The organism is Sulfitobacter profundi, assembly GCF_042661425.1.
In the GTDB taxonomy this organism is placed as follows: Bacteria; Pseudomonadota; Alphaproteobacteria; order Rhodobacterales; family Rhodobacteraceae; genus Sulfitobacter; species Sulfitobacter profundi.
The window spans coordinates 111,866-133,012 of sequence record NZ_JBHSWA010000003.1 but is presented as its reverse complement, the minus strand read 5'-3'; the positions used below and the strand labels follow the sequence as shown (position 1 = coordinate 133,012).

Here is a 21,147-nt window from a genome sequence, read left to right as displayed (position 1 = left end):
AGAACAGGACCATGCTGGTTGCAAGAGCAATTTGTGTATCGAGATGCCTGTGAGACAAGCGCTCGTCCTTCCCTCCGCTTAAATCTTTGCGCTGATAGCATACCGATGCTCACTGTGACGGATCAAAGACCTGCGCCAGCCGAGCTGTCGTGCCTGTGCGCGATGTATTTTACTAAGATCGGTATCGATGCGAATATCCTTGAAGCCTGCCTCGGCCAACAGGAAAGCAACTTGCTGCGCCCGAGCGCCTTGAGCGAAATGAACTTGCGACAGAATTTCCTGATGACGAGAATCCATGTTCTGGGACCGACGTGGAGAAAGCCGAGCCAGGGTGCGCGCAACCCAGCCACGGGTGACGAAATCACCATCGACCAACAGCAGCTGTCCACCCGGAACCAAAACGCGCTTCCATTCTGCGAAGGCCGCAGCCGGATCGACGAGGGTCCATACAAGGTGGCGGGTTACGAGCACATCGAAACTTGCATTGGGCAGCATGGTACGCTCCGCGTCAGCCTGCATAAAAACTGCGGCCGGAACTTTGGCGCGGGCGCGCTCGAGCATGGGCTCGGACCAATCGAGACCTGTTACCGCATAACCAAGATCGTGGCACAGGCGGGCAATCTCTCCCGTTCCGGACGCCAGATCGAGCAGTCGGCGCCCCGCGGCAGGTCCGAGGTGTTTTTGGACAAGCGCCTGCCAAGCTGCTTGTTCTTCACCTTGCCCAATCTTGTGGCCTGGCTCGGCGTCGAAAGTGGCCGCTCTATCCGACCAGTAGTCGCGGATCTCATCGCGTAGATCACGGTTGCTGCCAAGCGGTTGGGTCATAGGTCTGCTCCAAGACGGGTCGATGACTTCCATGTTAAAGACGACAATTTTTGTCAATATTAAAACTTGACGATTTAAGTCGGAATTAATAGGCGATGGGCCAGTTCAAACATAAAGGTCTCCTGATGTCCCTTCGCTACACCTTGAGCGCCGGTGCGCTGTGTCTTTTCTCCGCTCCTGCCTTTGCAGCCCCGATCACCATAACGGATATTGCAGGGCGAGAAGTCACACTCGAAGCACCTGTGGACCGGGTAATTCTCGGCGAAGGGCGGCAAATTTTCTTTGCGGCCGTATTGGACGGCGAAGACCCATTCGAGCGCGTGGTGGGGTGGCGGGACGATTTCCGTGAGGCCGCGCCCGAGAGCTATGAGGCCTATGCTGAAAAATTTCCCGAGATCGCTGATATTCCGACCTTCGGCGGCTTCAAGGATGGCACATTCGATATTGAACAGGCCGTATCCCTGACCCCTGACGTGATGATCATGAACCTCGAAGCCAAGGCGGCTACCGATGAGGCAGGCTATGAGGACAAGCTCGCCAAGGTCGGCATCCCTATCGTTTATGTTGATTTCCGCGAAAAGCCGTTTGAACACACCGCAAAGTCGATGGAAATCATCGGTAAATTGTTTGGCGAAGAAGAGCGTGCCGATGACTTCAACGACTTTTATCAAGAGCAGATCGCCCGTGTCACAGATGTGATCGATGCACAGAACGATCTGGAGCGTCCTTTGGTATTTGTCGAACGGGCAGGGGGCTACTCCGAGGATTGCTGCATGTCATTCGGCAGCGGCAACTTCGGTCGCATGGTCGAACTGGCGGGTGGGGAAAACATGGCTGCCCCGTTCATCCCCGGGACATTTGGTACGGTGAACGCGGAGCAGGTGATCGCCTCCAACCCCGATCAAATCATAGTCACCGGCGGCAATTGGGAGGCCTACGTCCCCGGTGGCGCATGGGTTGGCGTCGGGCCAGGCTCGGACGAGGCGCAGGCCCGTGCGAAGTTGCAGGCTTTGATGGAGCGTCCCGCCTTTACCGGTGTTAAGGCCGTCGAGGCAGGCGAGGTTCACGCGATTTGGCATCAATTTTACAACTCGCCCTATAGCTTTGTCGCCGTCCAACGGCTGGCGACATGGTTGCACCCGGAGTTGTTTGCCGACCCCGACGCGGAGGCAACACTTAAGGAACTTCACGAGCGGTTCCTGCCCGTCGACTACCGTCCTGGATATTGGGTTTCACTGAAGTAACCAGGGCGCGCAGCGCAGCCCTCTTGTCGAATAAGGCAGATCAATGACCAGTATCACATCCGACACTGCGGCACCCGCGTTCGCCTACCGCGGGCTGGTGACGCGACGTATCTTCATTCTGGCTCTGCTGGCCTGTTTGCTGATACTTTCTGTCGCGGTGGACGTATCACTGGGACCGGCGCGTTATTCGGTGGCAGATGTGCTGCGGACCCTCGTCTCTCCAACCGATGCGGATGTGCAGATGCGGGTCGTCGTTTGGGACATTCGGATGCCGATGGCCATGCTCGCGGTGACGGTCGGGGCAAGCCTGTCGCTTGCCGGGGCGCAGATGCAGACCATCCTCGCGAACCCTTTGGCCAGTCCCTTCACGCTCGGCCTTTCGGCAGCAGCCAGTTTTGGCGCGGCGTTGGCGATGGTGTTGGGGGTCGCACTCTTTCCGGCGGCGATTTCCCTGATGGTGCCGATCAATGCCTTTTTGATGGCGATGGCAGCCGCTTTGCTGATCTTTGGATTGTCCACTCTACGGGGCGTGACGGTCGAAACCATTATCCTTCTAGGCATCGCATTGGTCTTCAGCTTCAACGCGGCCTTGGCGTTGTTGCAATATTTTGCCTCGGAGCAAGCTCTATCTGCCGTGGTCTTCTGGACCATGGGCAGCCTCACCAAAGCCACTTGGGGCAAGGTGGCGGTGACGGCGGTGGTCCTCGCGCTCTGTGTGCCGCTCTTTGCTCGCCGGGCATGGGCCCTGACCGCCATTCGACTGGGTGAAGCGCGCGCGGCGGCAATGGGCGTGCCGGTGCGTCGGCTGAGACTGGAAGCTTTGTTTCTCGTTTCGCTCTTGGCGGCCGTGCCGGTTTCCTTCGTCGGCACGATTGGTTTCATCGGCATTGTCGGTCCACATGTGGCACGGCTTCTCTTGGGTGAAGATCAACGGTTCTTCCTGCCTGGAGCGATGTTAGCTGGCGCGCTGATCCTTTCGGCCACATCTGTGCTCTCGAAGGCCTTGCTGCCCGGCGCTGTCCTGCCCATTGGCATTATCACGGCATTGGTGGGCGTTCCCTTCTTTGCCGCTCTTATTCTGACCAAGGGGCGTAAAGCATGGTGACGCTGCAACTTGAAAACCTCGGTGCGCGCTATGGTCGGCACGAGGTCCTCAGCAAGGCAACAACACCGCCAATTCGAGGAGGCAGCTTGACCGCTCTTGTGGGAGCCAATGCGGCTGGTAAGTCCACGCTGTTTCGGCGCATCGCAGGTCAGATGCGGGGGGCAGGAACTGTGCGCCTCAGCAGTGCAGCCGCGGAAGACTTGCGCTACATGCCTCAGGATACGGGGATGAATGCAGCGCTGACGGTCTACGAATCCATCATACTCGCGCTGAAGCAAGGTGGGGGCAGCTGGCGACTTTCAGCTTCCGAGTTGACGGCCGTGAACGACGTCTTGGCCAGATTGGGCATCACCGCACTTGCTGAGCGGCAGTTGCCGGAACTGTCCGGCGGGCAACGTCAGGTTGTGTCGATCGCACAGACGCTGGTGACGCGGCCGCAGGTTATCCTGATGGACGAGCCCACCTCCGCGCTCGACCTTTACCGGCAATACGAGGTATTGGAGGCGTTGCAATCCTATGCCGCTGAAAGCGGAGCTGTGATGATCCTCGCTTTGCATGACCTAAATCAGGTGATGCGGTGCAGCACGACCACCATCGCTTTGGGCGAGGGCAGCATCCTCGCCACCGGTCCGACGCTAGAAATACTCACACCCGCGATGATCCGCCGCCTCTATGGTATCAACAGCCGCGTTGAGCGCTGCTCGCGAGGCTGCGCGATGATGATCGTCGATGGGCCAGCTGAGAGCCAACCGATCACCGTTTGACGGTGCGCCCGGAAAGAAGTCTCAAAAGAGGCAGTTTTCCTCAACGATACGGATCTTTTCGTCATTGGGCTCGCGGCGGTGGCCGGTATCACAGACCGATAAAAAGGCGGGGGTAACTTCGTACGCGCACATAGGGCCATCGATAAACGATCGAACAGCCCATCAGAAAGACGGGCATTGGTAGATATCCATCGCCCATCCATGCACTTTTGCCTTGGAACGGGTAAGCTCTGTCCCTCGCTGAGGCAGCGTGGCCAGCCGCGTATCGTCCAGAGTGTCGAATATCTCCTCATTCAGCAGCTCATCGCGCAGGCTGCCGTTGAACGACCCGATTGAAGGATTGCCTTGAGCAGGACGGCGCCTACGATCTGGCCCCATGTATGTAACCGGGAAACCTCATATCCAGTGCTATAGCCACTTTGCCCGGAAAAGAGAAATACTGATACCTATGTACTTTAGAGGGTCGACGTTAATGCCTATTGATACATATATGGGGCGTATCTGAAATAGAGGCTTGTATGTTTACGAAAAATGACCTGAAGGCAATGTCGCGAAAAGAGCTCGAGAGGCTTCTGTCTGATGTAAAAAAGGCATTGCAGGCGGCTCGAAACAGAGACCAGCGAGAGGCAAGAAAGGCTGCTACTAAAGCGGCCGCAGAGTTTGGATTCTCCCTGGGGGAAATTTCTGAAACGCAACCCTCAGCTCCTCCGAAAAAGCGAGCTAAGGTTAAGAAAGCTTCGAAGCCTTCAATACCAATGTATGCCAATCCAGACGACAAGAAACAGACCTGGACGGGTAAGGGCCGACAGCCGAATTGGTTCCGTAGTCAGATCGAGAGCGGCACTGCGCCCGATGCTATGCGTATCTGACATCCGGGGAGCGACACTGATGGTTAGCTGCGCATTTCAGAATGGTTTTTCCCTGATGCGCAGCTACCTGCATTTCGCCCACCCCCTTTATACCGATCGGCATAAGGCCTCGGGAGAGAAGTCCTCCTTCAGCGTCACGTCTACAAGGCGCCTACAGAATGACCTCATTAGGCCTACAGGATAGCTACAGACGGGTCACAACAAGTACCTCTAAAAAGCAATCTCGTTAACGGTCTACGCTGAGCTTTTGGGTGATCATAGAGCTTTTCAGGTCATCGGAGTGCCCACTCATGTTCCCGAATTTTATTTGAATACTGAGTGGCGCTTGTAAGGCTGTTACCCTAGCGATTACTGCGCAGGGTGTTCTGAGGCGCCCTGGTGTTGTTGCACCTCGGCCGAGGTTGCGCTGAATAAGGATTAAACCCGTGTGGCAAGAAGTCTGGGCAACCATCATCAACGAATTTTCCGATATTCCCGATTTGTCCACCATGACGCGTATAACGCTGCGTTTGGTATTGGCCGCGTTTTTGGGCGGGCTGCTTGGCTATGAACGAGAACTCAAAGCGCGAAGCGCCGGGGTGCGCACCCATATGCTGGTGGCTGTTGGGGCGGCACTCTTCGTGATCGGCCCATTACAGAGTGGCATGCCCACTCCAGACATGTCACGGGTTCTGCAAGGTATCATTCAGGGTATTGGCTTTTTAGGGGCAGGAGCGATCATTATACGCGCAGCAGAACAAAAGGTCCAAGGGCTGACGACTGCTGCAAACATTTGGGCTACCGCTGGGATTGGTATCGTCGCGGGGCTCGGTCTCGAGGCAACTGCGGTCCTAGCGACGGTGATCGTGCTGATCATCCTCGCCGTTATCCCGCGCATCCTACCATCTTCTGCTATTCACAGCGGGGTCCAAGAAGGACGGTAACCCTGTTAACGTTCGGCTTTGCCATGCTCGGTGGGCTAATGCTCCAAAGGACAGTACCCGACGTAATAGGTATTGGGTCTAAATTTGCATAGGACACCCTCAATGCATAATGGCATCCGCCCCGGCTGCAACTGACAACGCGACGAGAACCGTCAGGACTATCGAAGCCAGCCCCATGCCGATACCAGCAAGTACAACAAGTCCATCGCGCTCAACAAAACCAATACCTGAGACGAAAAGTGAAATAGCAGGAAACCACCCGCTGAGCGGTAAAGGAACAAACAGTGCCAAGGCAATTGCTAAGAGAAGCAATCCGATTAGACGCTCAGTTTTGGTTTGGAATACGCCTTGCAGGCGCGGTCGAGTCAGGCGCTCAACGCGTCGGGAAATCGGCCGTAGACGCAGCACAGTATTTCTCAGAGCGGAACGGGACAATGACCGTTTGGCAATCCAAGGCGGCAGCCAAATATAAGAACGCCCGAGCACCAATTGAACACTAAAGAACACCAGGGGGATGGCCGTTACAAGCGTGGCGCCCGGAGGCAGCGGCAACAGGTTAATTAGGGATGAGAGCAGAATGGCCCAACCGAATGACCGCTCCCCCAACTGTTCTAAGAGATGACCAAGGGGTATCGCGTTGCGCGGGCGCTCACTCCGAAGCACGCAAAGCAAATTGAACGATAGAGAACGACTTTTGACGGTCCTTTGCCTTTTCGACAGTGGATAACTGAAGTCGATTGTCACGATTTTCCCAAGCCCCGATGGGGAGGAGTATAGAAAAGTGTCTCTCGGATGGTGGTCATTGGTCTGCCTTTAACTTGGGGGCCCATCTGCCTGGGGTATTGATTGGCAGGTCCCTTCGGAATGCGCCCTGTTCCACTCTTGTAGGGAGCTGAATGGAACTCTATTTGGGTATGAACCTGAGGGAACCAAGAGCCTATGCAATATTCTTATGAACTGAGACCGCATGGGCATTGATCTGATCTACATCGCAGCCGGCCTCGTTTTGCTCTTCGCAGGGGGCGAAGGTCTTGTTCGCGGTAGCGTTGCGATTGCCGAACGGGCCGGACTCTCCAAAATGGTCATTGGCTTGACGATCGTTGGGTTTGGCACATCAGCACCAGAGCTGCTGGTCTCCTTGAAGGCCGCTTTCAGCGGATCCCCCGAAATTGCTCTGGGCAATGTGGTCGGAAGCAATATCGCCAATATCCTACTTATCATCGGGGCTGGGGCCTTGATCATGCCGATCGCCGGTTGGGATAGGTCTGCTGTACGGGAAGCGATGGTAGCGGCCTTGGTCGCTTTCGCGCTGTTTGGCCTGCTCAAAGGAGCGTTTCTAAACCGCCTCGAGGGCGCACTTTTGCTCGCGGTTCTAGCTGTCTACCTCGGTGCGACGTTCTGGATGGAAAAACGCAGCCGGGACTCCCAGATGTTCGAGCATGAGACCGAGGAGTTTGAAAGTTCCGGCATCACCAAAACGAGCGTTGCCACCGTCTTTGTTCTAGGCGGCATCATAGCGCTCGTGGCGGGTGCTAATCTGCTGGTGTCCGGGGCCGGGTCCATCGCGAAAACGTTCGGGGTTTCCGATGCTGTGATTGGTCTGTCCCTCGTAGCCATCGGCACCTCCCTGCCTGAACTGGCCACATCTATCTCTGCGGCCCTCAAAAAACAGTCTGACGTGGTCATAGGCAATGTGATTGGGAGTAATATTTTCAACGTCCTAGCGATCCTTGGGATCACATCCGCAATCGTTCCGATTGAAGTCAGTGAACGGTTCCAGGGGCTTGATATGGTGCTCATGCTACTACTGTCCTGCGGCCTGGCTGTGATCTTGTTTGCAGCCAAGCGCATCGGTCGAGTAGCAGGCTTCCTGTTCATAGCGGGTTATGCAGTTTACATTGGATACCTGTTCCAAAGCGGCGCGATCAGCTAGCCTTCCTGAATATTCCCGGCCGAGGCCGCATGAAGATGTAGCTCAAGCCAGACCGATTAGATGGCCGCTCAATCGCATTCGGTGCTGACCATCGTCTCATCTGGCACCTGCGTGTTGCAGTAGATCCCAGCATCAAGATCAGTGTCGATGAGAATGGCATCTTCGAAGACGGCTGCTTTGAGAACCGCGTTCTCGAATGTTACGTTGATGAGCTTGGCACCGGTAAAACTGGCGCCCGTCAAATCGGCAGAGGCAAACGAAACATTCTCGAGGGTAGCCTGGTCAAACAGCGAAAGGTTGAGACCTGCTTCCGAGAAGTCGACGTCCCTTAATTGAGCTTCGGTCAGGTCAATTCCGGTCAACTTCCGACCTGTGAGGTCCATCTGCTCGAAGGTACAACCGGAACATCTGCCGAGCATGCGCAATTGCTTCTCCTGCTCCGGTTCCTGCCCGATCGCGGAAGTGCCAAAGAGAGAAGCGACAGTCAGAAGCACGCCAAGGCAGCTCGTCGGAAACGCATGATTTTTCAAGAAGTACCACCTAAGCCCATCAGGCCTTTCAAAAGTCAAAAAGCTCGCTCAAAAAGCCTTCGCGACGCTTCTTTTTATAAGGCTTGCCGTGGTCGCGATCTTGTCCCGAACTGCGCAGGGAGGCGACCTCACGGGGGGCAGGTTCGGGATCCGACCGTTCAATGATCTTGTCCAGCTCGCCTCGGTCTAACCAAACCCCACGACATTGAGGGCAGTAGTCAATTTCTACACCGGAGCGGTCTGTCATCACCAGTTGGGTTCCATCGATCGGACATTGCATAGGTAGCCTCCTGCGTTTTAGCTGAATTGGGGATACTAGCGGCAAATTGCAATCTATCTGCGCTCAAACATTCATGTCATCTGGAGCAACGGTGTCACAAAGGGCTCGATGTCGGAGCTTTCCTTGCCAGGTCAGCTTGCCGTATCCATCTGATCCAACTGCAGCCCTATTGTCATCGTCTCAATTGTATGCGGCGTCCACGCCCCATTGTGAATCTACTTGCGGTCGGGTTTTCGCTTTCGTGAGTGCTCAGAATGAGCTCACTGGGGACTACCGGATGAGCTCATTATGAGGGGATGAGGCCGCAGCGTAGGCCCATGGCATTAAAGCATCGATGTCTTGGTCGAGATGACCGTTGGCGAGCTTGGTGAAGAGGTCGCGCAAGTAGGCATAGGGCTCCACGCCGTTCATCTTGCAGCTGCCGATCAGGCTTGCGAAGCGCGCCCAAGAACGGCCGCCCTCATCGTGGCCAGCAAAAAGCGCGTTGCGGCGGTTCATGGCCGGGCTGCGGATAGCGTTCTCGACAAGGTTGGAGTCCATGTCGACATGGCCATCTTCGAGGAAGAGCTGGAAGCCGTCTTGTCGCCGCAGCATGTAGGCAAGCGCCACACCGAGGTCGGATTTGCGCGAGACGCGCGCGGCCTGAGCGGCCAACCAGGCGAAGAACTGATCCACCAGAGGGCGAGACAATTCTTGGCGGACCGCCCGACGATGCTCAGGCGCTGACCCGCGGATGGCATCCTCGATCTTGTACAGCGCCGCGATGCGCACCAACGCCTCATCGACGATGGGCGAGCCTTTCTGCGGCGTGGCCTTGATCAGCTTGCGCCGCCCATGGGCCCAGCAGAATGCCAGCTTCAATGGCTCACCCCCTTGCGGTTTGGCTTAGCCAGATGGGTATAGCCGCCATAGGCGTCGACTTGGATCGTGCCATTGAAGCCAGTCAGGAGTTCATTGGCGTATTCGCCCTTTCGGCCGGGCCGATAGTGGAACACCACGCCCGGTGGCGCCGGGCCGTTCCAGCCGCGATCGTCGCGCAGCACCGCCCAAAGATAGCCGGTCTTGGTCTTGCCACGTCCGGGGTCCAAAACGGGGGCGGTCGTCTCATCGACATAAAGCCGGGTGCTGCCCTGTTTCAGCAGCACCGCCATTCGGTCCACCACCGGCGCGATCAGCGCACCGGTCCGACCCATCCAGTCGGCGAGGACCGATCGGTCGATCGGCACACCGTGCCGCGCCATGACCACAGCTTGGCGGTTCAGCGGCATGTGCTCGGAATGCTTGGACACGGCGATCTGCGCCAGCAGCGCCTCGGTGGGCCAACTGCCCTCCAGAAGATGCGCCGGAGCTTTCGCCTGCACCACGCCTGCGCGACCTTTGGGACAGGCGTATTTAGGGCGGATTGTGACGATCACCTGATACCGCGCCGGGATGTAATCCAGCCGGTCGACCCGATCCTCGCCGATCTTGACCATGTCGCCACAACCGCAAGGGCAGACGATGCTGTCTGGCTCAATGATGCGCTCGACGCGCGTCAGGTGTTCCGGCAAGGCGCGCGCTTTGCGCTTCTTGCGCGGCGCCTTCTTCTCGGGATTGGCCTCACTGGCCGCAATCTTCGCCTCGACAGCGTCAATCTGTTGCTGGGTCTCGGCGATGGCGGCTTCCAGATCCTCCAGCGCCAGTTCGAGCTGCGCAGTGTCCAACTTCTCGGATTTAGGCCCAAACTTCGCATGTCGGTATTGTCCGACTTGACCTTGCAGCTTCTCGATCAGGGCCTTCAACTCGGTGATGAAGGTGTCCTTTTCGGCGACGACCGCCTGCTCATGCTGGCGGGCCGCACGCTCAACCGCCAGCTCAAACTGCGCGGCCTCGAACGCCTTCACAACTTCGGGCGGAAGGTCTGGAAATAGGCTGAGATCGAAGGGCTGCGACATGTGGATTTATAGCTGTTCCCGCAAGGAAAGCCAATAAAACAAAGCCAAAACAGCCTAATAAATCAACCCGCAGCAACGGGGGCAGCGACCCGCTGCGCAATGATCCGGCGCCAGTCCAAACCTTCAAACAGAGCTTCGTGCTGGGCGCGCGACAGCCGCATTGTCCCGTCCTGAACCTTCGGCCAAGCAAAGCTGCCTTGCTCCAGAACTTTGTAAACCATCACAAGACCTGTTCCATCCCAAACCAAAATCTTCAGCCTGTCACCGCGTTTCGAACGGAACACGATCGTTACCCCCGAATGAGGATCGAGCTTCAGCTCAGTTTGTACGATCAACGCCAACGCCCGATGGCCGCAGCGGAAGTCTACCGGCCGCGTCGCGATCAAGATAGGCTGGCGCTGCCCCGCGACAATCATGTCGATCCTCGCAACGCATGCGCCACCGCTGCTGCTCGCTCCGCCGGAACATCGCCCGGCACCCGCAACACCACATCGGCCCCAATTTCGATCTGTGAGCGATACCTGAACTGCGACTCTTATCGAGCTCAGGGTAGGGGCGTCATCGCATTTCCTCCAACATCTTTTCGCGGAAGACCTCGGCTGGCGTCTTCCATCCGAGGCACTTGCGCGGCGTGTTGTTGAGGCGATCACAGATCACCTTCATATCGTGATCTGTGCATTGCCGGAGGTCGCGTTTGCGGGGCAACCACCTTCGAAGGCGTCGATTTGTGTTCTCGACTGTGCCTTTCTGCCAGGGGCTGGAGGGGTCGCAGAACCACGTCTGGGTTCCGATCTCAGCTTGTAGGTGTGGCCAACTGACAAACTCAGTTCCGCGATCAAAAGTGATGGACCGACGGGCGACGAGGGGAAGATCTTTGAGAGACCTTATGATCTTTCCCATGACCGGCTTGGTGCGCCTGTTCGGGTTTTTCAGGATCACGGTGAAGCGGCTGACGCGCTCAACCAATGAGGTAACGTTGGACTGGCCAAGCTTCTGTTTGAACAGCATTAAATCAGCTTCCCAGTGGCCAAACTGACGGCGATGAGCGACATCATCGGGTCGGAACAGGATACTGACATCGCGGTGGAATTTGGGTTCTCTGCGCCTTCTGGTGCGACGCGGTCTGCGGGCGACACGGTGGGTCGGTAGATACCACCACAGGTCTTCGCGCTGACCTTCCTTGGAATAGATGTAGCGATAGATGGTTTCCTGGCAGACCCTGAGGGAAGCGCGCTCGTGGATCATGCGGTTACTGATCTGCTCTGGTGTCCAACCGTTCTTGATACGCTCAATCACGCGCTTTCGAAGCTCAGGATGTTTGATCAGTTTGCGCTCCCGAGCACGGCGTTCCGCTTGTATCAGGTGCGCAGCTGCACCGTAATAGCCATCGCATCCGGGCATGTTTTCATCCGAGAAATGGTTGCGCTTCAGCTCACGGAATATCGTGGATCTGCAGCGCTTCAGAACGCGCGCCATCTCATCGACGGGGACCTTTGCGTGTCTCCAGCGTTCTATCTTGCGTCGTTCTGTGATACTCAGTTGGCTGTAAACGGCTCCCATACCGATTCCTCTCACTAGATAAACTACTGTTTTCTAACAAGAGTCGTACTTGAGGGTAGCGCGCGCCCCTGGAATCTCAAGACACGTTGCGACGCGTTCCTCTATCTCATTTTCATCAGTTCTTCTCTGAAGGCTTCCGTTGGCGTGCGCCAGCCCAGGCACTTTCTTGGCGTGCCGTTCAAGCGATCGCAAATCGATTTCATGTCTCGATTTGAGAGCGCGGCCACGGGTGCATCGCGTGGTAGATACCGCCGTGCGCGCTTATTCAGATTCTCGACTGCACCCTTTTGCCACGGAGCCTGCGGATCGCAGAACCACGCCTCGGTTCCGATACCGGGCTTCAGCTTGCGCCAGTCGCGGAATTCGATCCCTCGATCAAAGGTGATCGATTTTCGCGCCGGCTGGGGCAGGGGTTCCATCACACTCATCAGCTTGTTCATCAGGTGCGTCGTACTGCGGTCGTTGTTGCGGAACAGAACGGCAAAGCGCGTTTTGCGTTCCACCAGAGAAGCAACATTGGTTTTACCGTGCGCTCTCTCAAAAATCATGAGGTCGCCTTCCCATTCACCAAATGTTTCGCGGGTTTTAACATAGTCAGGCCGCTGGTGAATCGACCGATCTGGTGGGAAAGCAAGGCCTCGAGGTGTTCGCCTGCGTCTTGGTTGCCGCTTCTTACGGCGATGCGGTAGATACCGCGCCAATTCTTCGGACTGGCCATCGGGACCGTAAATGTAGGCATAGATCGTCTCGTGGCTGACACGAAGTTCCTGGCCGTCCAACTGAAGTCGACCCGCGATCTGTTCCGGAGACCAGCCAACTTTGAGCTGTTTGATCACGGCATCTCGCAATTCAATAAACCGTACCAGCTTGCGTCGACGCGCGCGCCGGTCGACGGCGGACCTCTGTGCAGTCACACCGTAGTAACCGCTAAGATTGGGGAGCTCATTATCAATGTATCTGTTTCGCTTGATCTCGCGAAACACGGTCGAACGATGTCTCCCAATCTCAGCTGCAATCTTGTCCACTGACATCTTCGCGTTCAACATGTCTTCAATCGCGCGTCTTTCACGCAATCCTAACTCTGTGTGGGCCATGTCCGTTCTCCTTGCTTTCCAACAAGATAGGGGATTTGTCGCAACCCAGTTTAGAATGTGCCCCCCTACAAGCAAAATCGCCCATAGGGTTAATTATGTTATTTATTTGCGCTAGACCGACGATAGTATTGAGTTGCTTCATTGACGGAGTGGACTAGTCCGTCAACTTGAAACAAAAATCGTAAAGCGCGTGTCCCATTATAGCGCCTCTTGTTGCTGCACGTTTCGGATTCGGGTTGACGGGAGGAAGCCCGTACTCCTCCACCTGCATCATGTCCACCCAGACGGAGCACCTGACGGCGATCGCATCAGTCGCTTGGTCCCGCAGTTCACATTCAAGTCACTTCAGGCGTAATATTTGACGCAGTCGCAACACACACCTGAACCTCGGCGACCTAGCGGTCAAAGTCGGGCGCCATTAGTCGCTGGCCCAGCAGTTTTACACAAGTTATCTTTGTCTCGACGCGGCTCCGGCGGTGGTATCCGCTCCAATTTCGCCAGAGTGGCCGACCCAATTATCTTGATGCGCGGAGTGCCTCGTTCTTTGCGATGGCGCCGGCGGTGGTTGGCTTCAATTCCACGCGGGGGATGGCCGCAGATGCTCCATGATCGACGATGGCGTTATGGCATTTGCGCGTGTCGTAGGCACCATCCGCAGTCACGCTGCCGATCTGCAGGTCAGCTAAAATCCGGTTGAGCAGATGAGGTAGCATCGGTGCATCCCCGGTGTTGCTGCCCGTGATCTCGACTGCTCTGATTTACAGCGTTTGCTCGTTGATACCAATGTGGATATTGCGCCAGACGCGCCGTTTGCGGTCGTCATGCTTGCAGGCATTCCACTCGCCTTCCCCTTCGACCTTGATCCCGGTCGGTGTTGTCACGTTAACTCGCCGAGCTTGCAAGTTGGCATGCCGATCGTTGATCAAGCGACGTTTGCCACGGATTTCCACGCCTCAAATGCTTCTAGCCGATGGTAGCGGATGGTGAGAGCAGCACGAAAGCGGGTTGGTACGGAGAAAGAGTTGCGGGTTGCGGACTGCGTAGAGATGAAGCGCTGAACCCCGCGCCAGAGCCAGTATGACTGGCCCGCGATTTTCACAACGACTTCGTCCAGATGCCGGACATCGCCGGGGCGCGGCTGCCGCCGCCGTAGAACGTGAGCGATCAGGGGGCCGAACTTGACGCTCGATCACGGCTTCGTCCATGTGCCGCTTGCCGTTTGGCCGTGGACGATCCTGCCTGATGCAATCTGCAAAATGTCGACCAAAGCGATTGCCCCACAACCGAACTTTTTCTGGGCTGACGATCACGCCTCGCGCAGCCAACAGATCCTCAACGTCAGCGGTGCTCAACGCAAAGCGATGGTAGGCCCAAACCGCGTAAGCAATGATCTCACGAGGAAAGCGAAAGCCTTTCAGGCGCGGCATAATCGTTGGCATGTTCATAAGTGCGATTTAACCGGGTCACTCAGCCTGAACAACTTGGCAATGCCATGGTAACTTGTTCCATGAATGCTTTCTCCTATCAGTGATGTGACCCACATCACCTTGGCACATTGCGATGCCGTCGGGAGGGGTATCCACCCCATCTGTTCTTGGTAACATTCAACAGATAGGTAGCACCGCATAAAAATAGCGCGGATCCGGGAAAGATCCGCGCCTTGGTCCTCAGGCTGGCGTGCAGGGGAACGCCTGGGGAATTCTGTGATAGAACTTATGGGTCGATTGGGTCGCCAGCTGTGTTCACATTTGCCAGACCCTCGGCCACAACATCCGCGAATGTCGACACCATCGCGACGTAAAATTCAGCTTCAGATGGCTGTACGTTGACATATCCTTCGGCGGCAATCTCATCGCCTGCATAGGCAGAGATCATCACCGGAAAGCTTAGACCGGCATTATCGCCATTAGGGCTAGTGACATCAACAACGCCTTCTAACTGATTGAATTCCTTGCTGTCTGGCAGCATGGTCGAACCGTTCAGTGCGATCTTGCGGATATCAATCTTGATCTGCGGATCGGCGGCATCGCTGCTCATCGGCACGCGCTCGGCCACTTCGGCACGTAGGTCTTCTTCCAGATCAGGGTAGAAATCCATCGCATTGGCCTCTGTCGAAGCCGACACGGAAGATTCAACGTCAATTGCGGATACCATGATTTTTTCATCAGCAAAGGCAGAACCGCTAAGGGCAATGACGCTTACACCTGCGGCGAGGGCGATATTCTTCATATTCGTGTACATGTTGTTCTCCTACGATCTTTTCTTCTCTGCGGCGGGCTAATCCCGCTGCAAGAGGTTCTAATCGAAGAACACCTTAAATGCCCCGGTGGTTCCTGTGCGCGCTGTCAATGGTTGGGCGGAATAGTAAAAACTCCGCCCAAACGGGTCGAGGCAACGCTCATTAACTAGTAAAATCATAAACTTAGCTGCCTCACGTAGCTTCAACGTAAATGCGCTTTTCTATATAGGGGTACGCCGCCGTGCTTTTTTACTGGGCCCGGACCGGCGTTATAAACGCCCAGAACAAGCTCCTCCATGTCGAACGCGCGGCATTGCATCTTGAGGTAGCCCGCCCCGCCTTCAAGATTCTGTGAGGGATCGAATGTGAAACCTTCAGGCAGGTTGACGGCATTTCATAGGTTGTTCTCCAAATGCAGTGTGACGATCGTCCTGGCTACGCGGAATTTTGCTATTGGGCAGTGCAAGTATCCGGACGGAGGAACGTTCCTTTCAAGGTGTATTGCTATGCCTTGACTAGCGCTTTGATCCAGATCAATACCGACGCATTCCATCCCTATGCAAAAAACAACGTGCGGTACGCCTGTACCATGCTGACCTATACTCTTCGTTACTTCTTAAAGAAGTGATTACAGCTTTTACTGATGCGAAAAGATGTTGAACTGGTTTGTCCGTCCATCTTCGCCGGGTATGATGTCCGGAAAAACGCCCTCGGCAACGAAGTGGTCAGGGATTCAGCATCCGGTTTCTATGGTAGAATCCCGCCGGTAAAGAGGCGTTAAATTAAACAGATTTGAAACTCCGATTGTGACCCAGCAGCAGACGTGAACTGGCCCCCATTTCGACCGGGCACCTTGGTTTGACCAAGGAGATGGGGTGGTTGCCGTCCTCCCCAAACGGCATCGTGTTGTGCCAAAATTGTGGCTGGCACAGCCCCAGAATAGAGAGGATGGCGACATGAAGGATACAATGATCGGGATTGACCTGGCGAAGAATGCTTTCCAGGTTCACGTGGCATCGATGGCAGGTCACGTGAAGTGCCGGAAGAAACTGTCACGTGGACAATTCTTCCGATTTATCACGGAGCAACCGCCAGCACTTGTGATACTAGAAGCTTGCGGAAGTGCCCATTACTGGGCCCGCGAACTGGCCAAAGCGGGCCATGATGTAAAACTGATTGCGCCGCAATATGTACGACCCTTCGTCAAACGCCAAAAGAACGATGCTGCAGACGCGGAAGCAATTGTTATTGCTGCGCGCCAGCCAGAGATGCGGTTTGTGCAGCCTAAAACTTCCGAGCAGCAAGCACGGGCTGCTCTATTCCGAGCACGCGAACGTGTGGTTCGTCAGAGGACGGAATTGGTGAACGCACTTCGATCGATGCTTTACGAATACGGCCAAGTCATTCCACTCGGTATTGGTCGCATCAAGCAGATCAAGGCCATGATCGAAGGTGACGAGATCGACCTCCCCGAGCTTGTTCGGGAAGAGTGCCACGATTTGTTAGCTCAGATCGGTGAGCAGACGGCGCGAATTGAGAAGAAAACGAAGAGGCTCACGGAATTATCCCGACATAGTGAGTCCGCGCGGCGGCTTCAGACTATGCCAGGCCTAGGTCCGGTGACTGCGTTGGCTATTGAAGCCTTCGCGCCAGCTATGGAGAACTTCCGCTGTGGTCGCGATTTTGCGGCCTGGCTTGGGCTCGTTCCCCGGCAATTTTCGTCTGGTGGTAGAGAAAGGCTAGGCCGGGTATCGAAAGCTGGTCAGGCTGACATCCGAAGGCTGCTAATCATCGGCGCGATGGCTTGTGTGAATTGGGCTAGCCGTAAACCGCTCAAGTCGGAATCATGGTTGGCGCGCATACTGTCAAGGAAACCACGGATGTTGGTGGCAGTCGCGCTGGCGAACAAGATGGCGCGAACGATCTGGGCTATGCTGACCAAAAACGAAGATTATCGAGATCCGGCCTTGGCTGCGGCTATGTGACATGCCGATGAACTAAAAGCCAAGCCCGGCAAGGAGGTGTGAGAAGTCGATGACCTGAATGGGCGCATGATCGAACAGATCCGGATTGTGGAAACCAGTTTAAGCCAAGGAGCGTCAAGCTCGCCAAGGAGATTTGGACCCAATCCGCGGATCACCATACCGGCCCGCGGTTCCGACCAAAGCCGCAAATTTGAGGCCTGACACAAGACCGAACTCGATCACACGTTTAAAAGTCAGAATGGCTCTTGCACTACGGACGGCAACCACACAAGGCTTAAGGATAGCCTTAAGCACGTGCTTATGTCTGAGATGGAAATCAGTACTGATGGCGGACGCCGTCGACGCTGGTCTGCGGCAGAAAAGCTGCGGATCGTTGAAGAGACCCTCTATGACGGGGACAGCGTTTCCGCTGTTGCCCGCCGTAATGGCGTGGCCCCAAATCTGTTGTATCGTTGGCGTAGATTGATGCTCGAGGGAGGGAGTGTCGCCGTGACAGGGGATGACAGCGTGACCAGCAATAAGGCTGTTCGAGAGATGGAAGCCCGCGTTCGGGAGCTTGAGCGCCAGCTGGGACGCAAAACGCTGGAAGTGGAGATCTTGAAGGAAGCGCTCGACAAGTCCCGCTCAAAAAAACCGGCCTTGCTTGCGCAGTCGCTCAAACCGGGCGGTTCCCGATGAAGGCGGTGGCACAGACGTTAGGCGTATCCCGTTCGAACCTACATGAACGGCAGAGGGGAAACACGGAGCCGCGTCGGAGCTATTATAAAGCTGGTGGCGGAGCGCCCAACCTATGGCTACCGCCGGATCTGTGCAGTGCTGAACCGGGAACCCAAGGCAGAAGGCCTTATCACGGCAAATCATAAACGCGTCTATCGCATTATGAAGGCCAATCACCTGCTGCTGGAGCGATCCGGCTTCGACCGGCCCGAACGCGCCCATGATGGCAAGGTCATCATGATGCGGTCGAACTTGCGCTGGTGCTCTGACGGGCTGGAGTTCACCTGTTGGAATGGCGACATTATCCGCGCGACGTTTCTGCTCGATGCTCATGATCGTGAGATCATTGCCTGGCGGGCCGTCGCCAATGCCGGGATTAGCGGCTCGGACGTGCGTAACATGCTTCTGGAGGCGGTCGAGAAACGCTTCGGCAGCTATCGTGCGCCAGAGGTGGTCGAGGTCTTATCCGACAATGGAAGCGCTTACACAGCAAAGGAAACCCGCATCTTCGCTCGCCAGCTCGGCCTGAAGTCATGCTTCACCCCAGTCGCCAGCCCGCAATCCAACGGCATGTCCGAAGCCTTCGTAAAGACGCTCAAACGCGATTACGTGCGCGTCAATCCACTACCCAATGCCGAAACCGTTTTGAATTTGATAGGAGAATGGATCGAGGACTATAACAACAACCACCCACACAGCGGCCTAAGATGGCGCTCGCCTCGCGAGTTCATCAAGGCCACAACCGAAACCGCTTAGGTGTCCGGTCGAAAGGGGGCCAGTTCACAAACCATGCCTTCATTAAGTACGATACGCTGCCCAGCGGATTTCAAGAAGCAGGTATCTGCGAATAAATTGTTGTTCTTTAACCGAAAAGGCGGACCAGATATTTGCCTCGGCTATCGTTTGCGAATTCAGGGCACTTCTGCTTCAAACGATATAGCGATCCCAACTGCCATAGTGCTCCGCACTGCGCTTTCCGAGCGGCAAGCTGAGCGCGATCAAAGCGATGCCAGAGATTACACCGATTAAGCTGCCCGCGATGGTACCGCCGTCCAAAAACCAAGGCGCCACGATCAGCCACAGCCCAAAGCCGATGTTGAGGAACCGGAGCGGGCGCGCCACTTCGGCCCAAGCGATGACAGCGGTCGTCAGGACCAATGCGCCGACCAAGTGGTCACTGCCCGCAAGTGGCATGGCATTTCCCAAGATCGCGCGTGACAGCATCAGGAACAGACCGATGGCCGCACTCATCCCCAAGGTCCAGGGCACAGTGACCCCCGCGCACTTTGCCGGGCAATCTCGCGAGAGGGTGCATCGAAACTCATCGTGCCGCCCTCACTCGACCCCAGCAGCGCATCGCCCCGGAAAAACGCCCGCCAGAAGGGGCGGCCACGGCGGGTGTTCCAGACCATGAACTGCACCATCGCCACGATTTCGTCCAAAGAGAACGGGATCATGATAAGCATCGCTGCTGCGGCGAGCAGGCAAATCGTGCAATAGGTGCCAATAGCGATGGGCTGGATGATGATGAAATAGATGCTGATCACCCCCAGCGGGCCTACCACAATGCCAAAAAGCGCCACCATCCATGGCATCGTGCGCCAGCGCATACGGCTACCCATAACCCCCATGAGGATCTCGAACATATAGCTCATCGCACCCAAGCCGCCGTCGGCAATCGGCCATGCTTTTGAGACATCCGACGTGACGATATATTCGCTGCCGTTGAGGCCCGAGGGCGAGGTAAAGAACGGCTCCCAAATCCCGTCAACATGCCCCAGCTGATAGGCCGAGAGAATGCGCGACAGCAGGAAACCGACGACCCCGAGCGCGATGATCGGCAGACGTTGGACATAGGTCGAGGGGCAATATGTCCACCCCGGCGGGATGTCTGCGTCGTCCATCATGCCCTCGCGCGACATGCCGGGCATCATCGGGATCAGGATCGTCAGGGCGATCACCAACGCTCCGATCAGCGTGTCATTGGCATAGACCGCCGGGTCCGGCGTCCAGAACACCAAGGGCGCGGCGAGCAGCCAGACCCCAAGCGCCGCGTTCGCCCATTGTGCCCAACCGTTGCCGGGCTTCATCGAAATGAAAGCCAACGCGGTGATGGCCAGACCAGTGAACACATTGTTCCACGCCGTCAGCCAACTGCGCAGTGAGGCCGCCCAAAGTCCGCGATCTTCGGTCACGCGCTGCACGGCCGCGCTGAACTCGGTTTGGTCAAATGTGCCGAACACCGACGGCGCGGTGGCGAGCCAGAGGCCCAGTGCCGCGACCAGCCAATGCACCCAGAGCATCTGGAAATGCATCATACGCATGTGTTTGTCATGTTCGCGCGCAGCGCTTTGCTGTTCGGCGGCACTCTCATCTTTCGCCTCGGCGGCGGCCTTTTCTGCGGCCTGCTCCACCTTGGCCGCAGAGACTCGTGCAGCGTTCAGGCTGTTTTCCTCATACCAGTGATACGGATCGTCTTTCAGCTTTTGCAGCATATGCGGGACGTCTTGACGCAGGCTGTGCTCTGGGGTCCAGCCAAGGTGCTCCTCGGCTTGCGACAGATCGAGTTCGTAGTGATCGCTGGAAATATCCACCATCCAAGCGCGAATGAATGCGTCTTCGCCAAAAATGCGGTTCTCGGCCCATGCCCCCAGTTTCGCGGCGGCGGGTGGGACGTTCCATGTCACCCAATCTTCGCCATGCAACTCGCGCCCGATCAACCGCTGCAAGTCGCCAAAGGGGACCGGCTTAGCTTCGCCCAGCAGCGCGGGGAATACATCCGGGAGAGTTTGGCGGCGGTCGACAATGCGTTCGATGGCTTCGAGCAGATCGTCGAGATGTAAAAACGCCTGACCGCGGGACAAGTCACCGGGATAGACCTTACCACTCAAGCGTTTTTCGTAGATGCGTGCGATTTGATGAGCAAGGAAAGTGGAATGTCCTTCGTCATCATAGATGCCAGCTGGACGCATGAGGACAAGTTTCTCATCCCCCTTTTCTTCCCGCAACATCGCCTCGGTGCGGATTTTCGAAGCGCGGTAGGGCAGTTTTGGATCAAACACTGCGTCCTCATCTATGGGGTCGCCGGGCGTAGTGGGCGCATGCGCGAGCATCGTTGAGGTAAAAATGAACTGCTCCAGCTCGA

18 protein-coding genes and 5 pseudogenes are annotated in these 21,147 nt (G+C 56.3%); 8 read left to right on the top strand and 15 right to left on the bottom strand.

All coding sequences use genetic code 11. The annotated features are described in order from the left end of the window. Window positions 1-78: 78 nt before the first annotated feature. Window positions 79-825 (bottom strand): class I SAM-dependent methyltransferase, encoded by a 747-nt coding sequence (locus ACFQAU_RS18975; protein WP_120352495.1) that lies wholly within the window; start codon window positions 823-825, stop codon window positions 79-81. Between the two features lie 125 nt (window positions 826-950). Here ACFQAU_RS18975 and ACFQAU_RS18970 point away from each other — a divergent pair, with 125 nt between their 5' ends. From ACFQAU_RS18970 to ACFQAU_RS18960, 3 genes are read left to right on the top strand one after another with little or no spacing between them, the layout of a single operon-like run. After that, window positions 951-2,069 (top strand): ABC transporter substrate-binding protein, encoded by a 1,119-nt coding sequence (locus ACFQAU_RS18970; protein WP_132446207.1) that lies wholly within the window; start codon window positions 951-953, stop codon window positions 2,067-2,069. Window positions 2,070-2,112: 43 nt separating this feature from the next. Then, complete coding sequence (locus ACFQAU_RS18965; RefSeq protein ID WP_132446205.1) at window positions 2,113-3,174, top strand: FecCD family ABC transporter permease; 1,062 nt, start codon at window positions 2,113-2,115, stop codon at window positions 3,172-3,174. After that, window positions 3,168-3,938: an ABC transporter ATP-binding protein gene (locus tag ACFQAU_RS18960; RefSeq protein WP_132446203.1), complete on the top strand. Its 771-nt coding sequence runs from the start codon at window positions 3,168-3,170 to the stop codon at window positions 3,936-3,938. The genes ACFQAU_RS18965 and ACFQAU_RS18960 overlap by 7 nt, the downstream gene beginning before the upstream one ends. Window positions 3,939-4,196: 258 nt before the next feature. Here ACFQAU_RS18960 and ACFQAU_RS18955 read toward each other — a convergent pair. After that, window positions 4,197-4,286: pseudogene (locus tag ACFQAU_RS18955) on the bottom strand (integrase core domain-containing protein); the annotation flags it as partial. 170 nt (window positions 4,287-4,456) lie between these two features. On the opposite strand from ACFQAU_RS18955, the gene ACFQAU_RS18950 reads away from it, so the two are divergent. Both ACFQAU_RS18950 and ACFQAU_RS18945 read left to right on the top strand, forming a co-directional pair. Further along, window positions 4,457-4,807 carry an H-NS histone family protein gene (locus ACFQAU_RS18950; RefSeq protein WP_132446199.1) on the top strand — a complete coding sequence of 117 codons (351 nt, stop codon included), beginning with the start codon at window positions 4,457-4,459 and terminating at the stop codon, window positions 4,805-4,807. A gap of 425 nt (window positions 4,808-5,232) precedes the next feature. Then, window positions 5,233-5,730 (top strand): MgtC/SapB family protein, encoded by a 498-nt coding sequence (locus ACFQAU_RS18945; RefSeq protein WP_206054330.1) that lies wholly within the window; start codon window positions 5,233-5,235, stop codon window positions 5,728-5,730. 99 nt (window positions 5,731-5,829) lie between these two features. On the opposite strand, the gene ACFQAU_RS18940 is transcribed toward ACFQAU_RS18945, so the two are convergent. Beyond that, window positions 5,830-6,474: an exopolysaccharide biosynthesis protein gene (locus ACFQAU_RS18940; RefSeq protein ID WP_240791655.1), complete on the bottom strand. Its 645-nt coding sequence runs from the start codon at window positions 6,472-6,474 to the stop codon at window positions 5,830-5,832. A gap of 223 nt (window positions 6,475-6,697) precedes the next feature. Here ACFQAU_RS18940 and ACFQAU_RS18935 point away from each other — a divergent pair, with 223 nt between their 5' ends. Next, the gene (locus ACFQAU_RS18935) at window positions 6,698-7,663 is read left to right on the top strand and encodes a calcium/sodium antiporter (protein ID WP_120352499.1); all 966 of its coding nucleotides are present in this window, start codon (window positions 6,698-6,700) and stop codon (window positions 7,661-7,663) included. A 68-nt stretch (window positions 7,664-7,731) separates the two neighbouring features. Here ACFQAU_RS18935 and ACFQAU_RS18930 read toward each other — a convergent pair whose 3' ends face one another. The 10 genes and pseudogenes from ACFQAU_RS18930 to ACFQAU_RS18885 all read right to left on the bottom strand — a co-directional run bounded on the left by ACFQAU_RS18930 (window position 7,732) and on the right by ACFQAU_RS18885 (window position 15,682). Further along, a complete protein-coding gene (locus ACFQAU_RS18930) occupies window positions 7,732-8,193 on the bottom strand; it encodes a pentapeptide repeat-containing protein (protein ID WP_240791654.1) in 462 nt (153 codons plus the stop codon). Window positions 8,194-8,221: 28 nt separating this feature from the next. Beyond that, window positions 8,222-8,473: a TFIIB-type zinc ribbon-containing protein gene (locus ACFQAU_RS18925; protein ID WP_120352500.1), complete on the bottom strand. Its 252-nt coding sequence runs from the start codon at window positions 8,471-8,473 to the stop codon at window positions 8,222-8,224. A 270-nt stretch (window positions 8,474-8,743) separates the two neighbouring features. After that, window positions 8,744-10,407, bottom strand: a pseudogene (gene tnpC, locus ACFQAU_RS18920) (IS66 family transposase). Between the two features lie 62 nt (window positions 10,408-10,469). Beyond that, the gene (tnpB, locus tag ACFQAU_RS18915; RefSeq protein WP_120352502.1) at window positions 10,470-10,823 is read right to left on the bottom strand and encodes an IS66 family insertion sequence element accessory protein TnpB; all 354 of its coding nucleotides are present in this window, start codon (window positions 10,821-10,823) and stop codon (window positions 10,470-10,472) included. A 142-nt stretch (window positions 10,824-10,965) separates the two neighbouring features. Then, the gene (locus ACFQAU_RS18910) at window positions 10,966-11,967 is read right to left on the bottom strand and encodes an IS30 family transposase (RefSeq protein WP_120352504.1); all 1,002 of its coding nucleotides are present in this window, start codon (window positions 11,965-11,967) and stop codon (window positions 10,966-10,968) included. Window positions 11,968-12,068: 101 nt separating this feature from the next. After that, window positions 12,069-13,061, bottom strand: coding sequence for an IS30 family transposase (locus ACFQAU_RS18905; protein WP_132447155.1), 993 nt, complete (start codon window positions 13,059-13,061; stop codon window positions 12,069-12,071). Window positions 13,062-13,459: 398 nt separating this feature from the next. Beyond that, window positions 13,460-13,930: pseudogene (locus ACFQAU_RS18900) on the bottom strand (IS5 family transposase); the annotation flags it as partial. A gap of 318 nt (window positions 13,931-14,248) precedes the next feature. Next, a pseudogene (locus ACFQAU_RS18895) lies at window positions 14,249-14,506 on the bottom strand (IS6 family transposase); the annotation flags it as partial. Between the two features lie 268 nt (window positions 14,507-14,774). Next, the gene (locus ACFQAU_RS18890; RefSeq protein WP_132446395.1) at window positions 14,775-15,302 is read right to left on the bottom strand and encodes a hypothetical protein; all 528 of its coding nucleotides are present in this window, start codon (window positions 15,300-15,302) and stop codon (window positions 14,775-14,777) included. A gap of 200 nt (window positions 15,303-15,502) precedes the next feature. After that, on the bottom strand, window positions 15,503-15,682 hold the full coding sequence (locus ACFQAU_RS18885) for a lytic transglycosylase domain-containing protein (protein ID WP_132446493.1): 180 nt from the start codon (window positions 15,680-15,682) through the stop codon (window positions 15,503-15,505). Window positions 15,683-16,256: 574 nt separating this feature from the next. Between ACFQAU_RS18885 and ACFQAU_RS18880 the strand changes: the two genes are divergently transcribed. Together ACFQAU_RS18880 and ACFQAU_RS18875 are read left to right on the top strand one after the other, a co-directional pair. After that, on the top strand, window positions 16,257-17,285 hold the full coding sequence (locus ACFQAU_RS18880; protein ID WP_132446397.1) for an IS110 family RNA-guided transposase: 1,029 nt from the start codon (window positions 16,257-16,259) through the stop codon (window positions 17,283-17,285). 300 nt (window positions 17,286-17,585) lie between these two features. Beyond that, window positions 17,586-18,758: pseudogene (locus ACFQAU_RS18875) on the top strand (IS3 family transposase). A 171-nt stretch (window positions 18,759-18,929) separates the two neighbouring features. On the opposite strand, the gene ACFQAU_RS18870 reads toward ACFQAU_RS18875, so the two are convergent. After that, complete coding sequence (locus tag ACFQAU_RS18870; protein WP_386284398.1) at window positions 18,930-19,253, bottom strand: SPW repeat domain-containing protein; 324 nt, start codon at window positions 19,251-19,253, stop codon at window positions 18,930-18,932. After that, window positions 19,250-21,130, bottom strand: coding sequence for a vitamin K epoxide reductase family protein (locus tag ACFQAU_RS18865; RefSeq protein ID WP_386284764.1), 1,881 nt, complete (start codon window positions 21,128-21,130; stop codon window positions 19,250-19,252). The genes ACFQAU_RS18870 and ACFQAU_RS18865 overlap by 4 nt, the downstream gene beginning before the upstream one ends. Window positions 21,131-21,147: the final 17 nt, after the last annotated feature.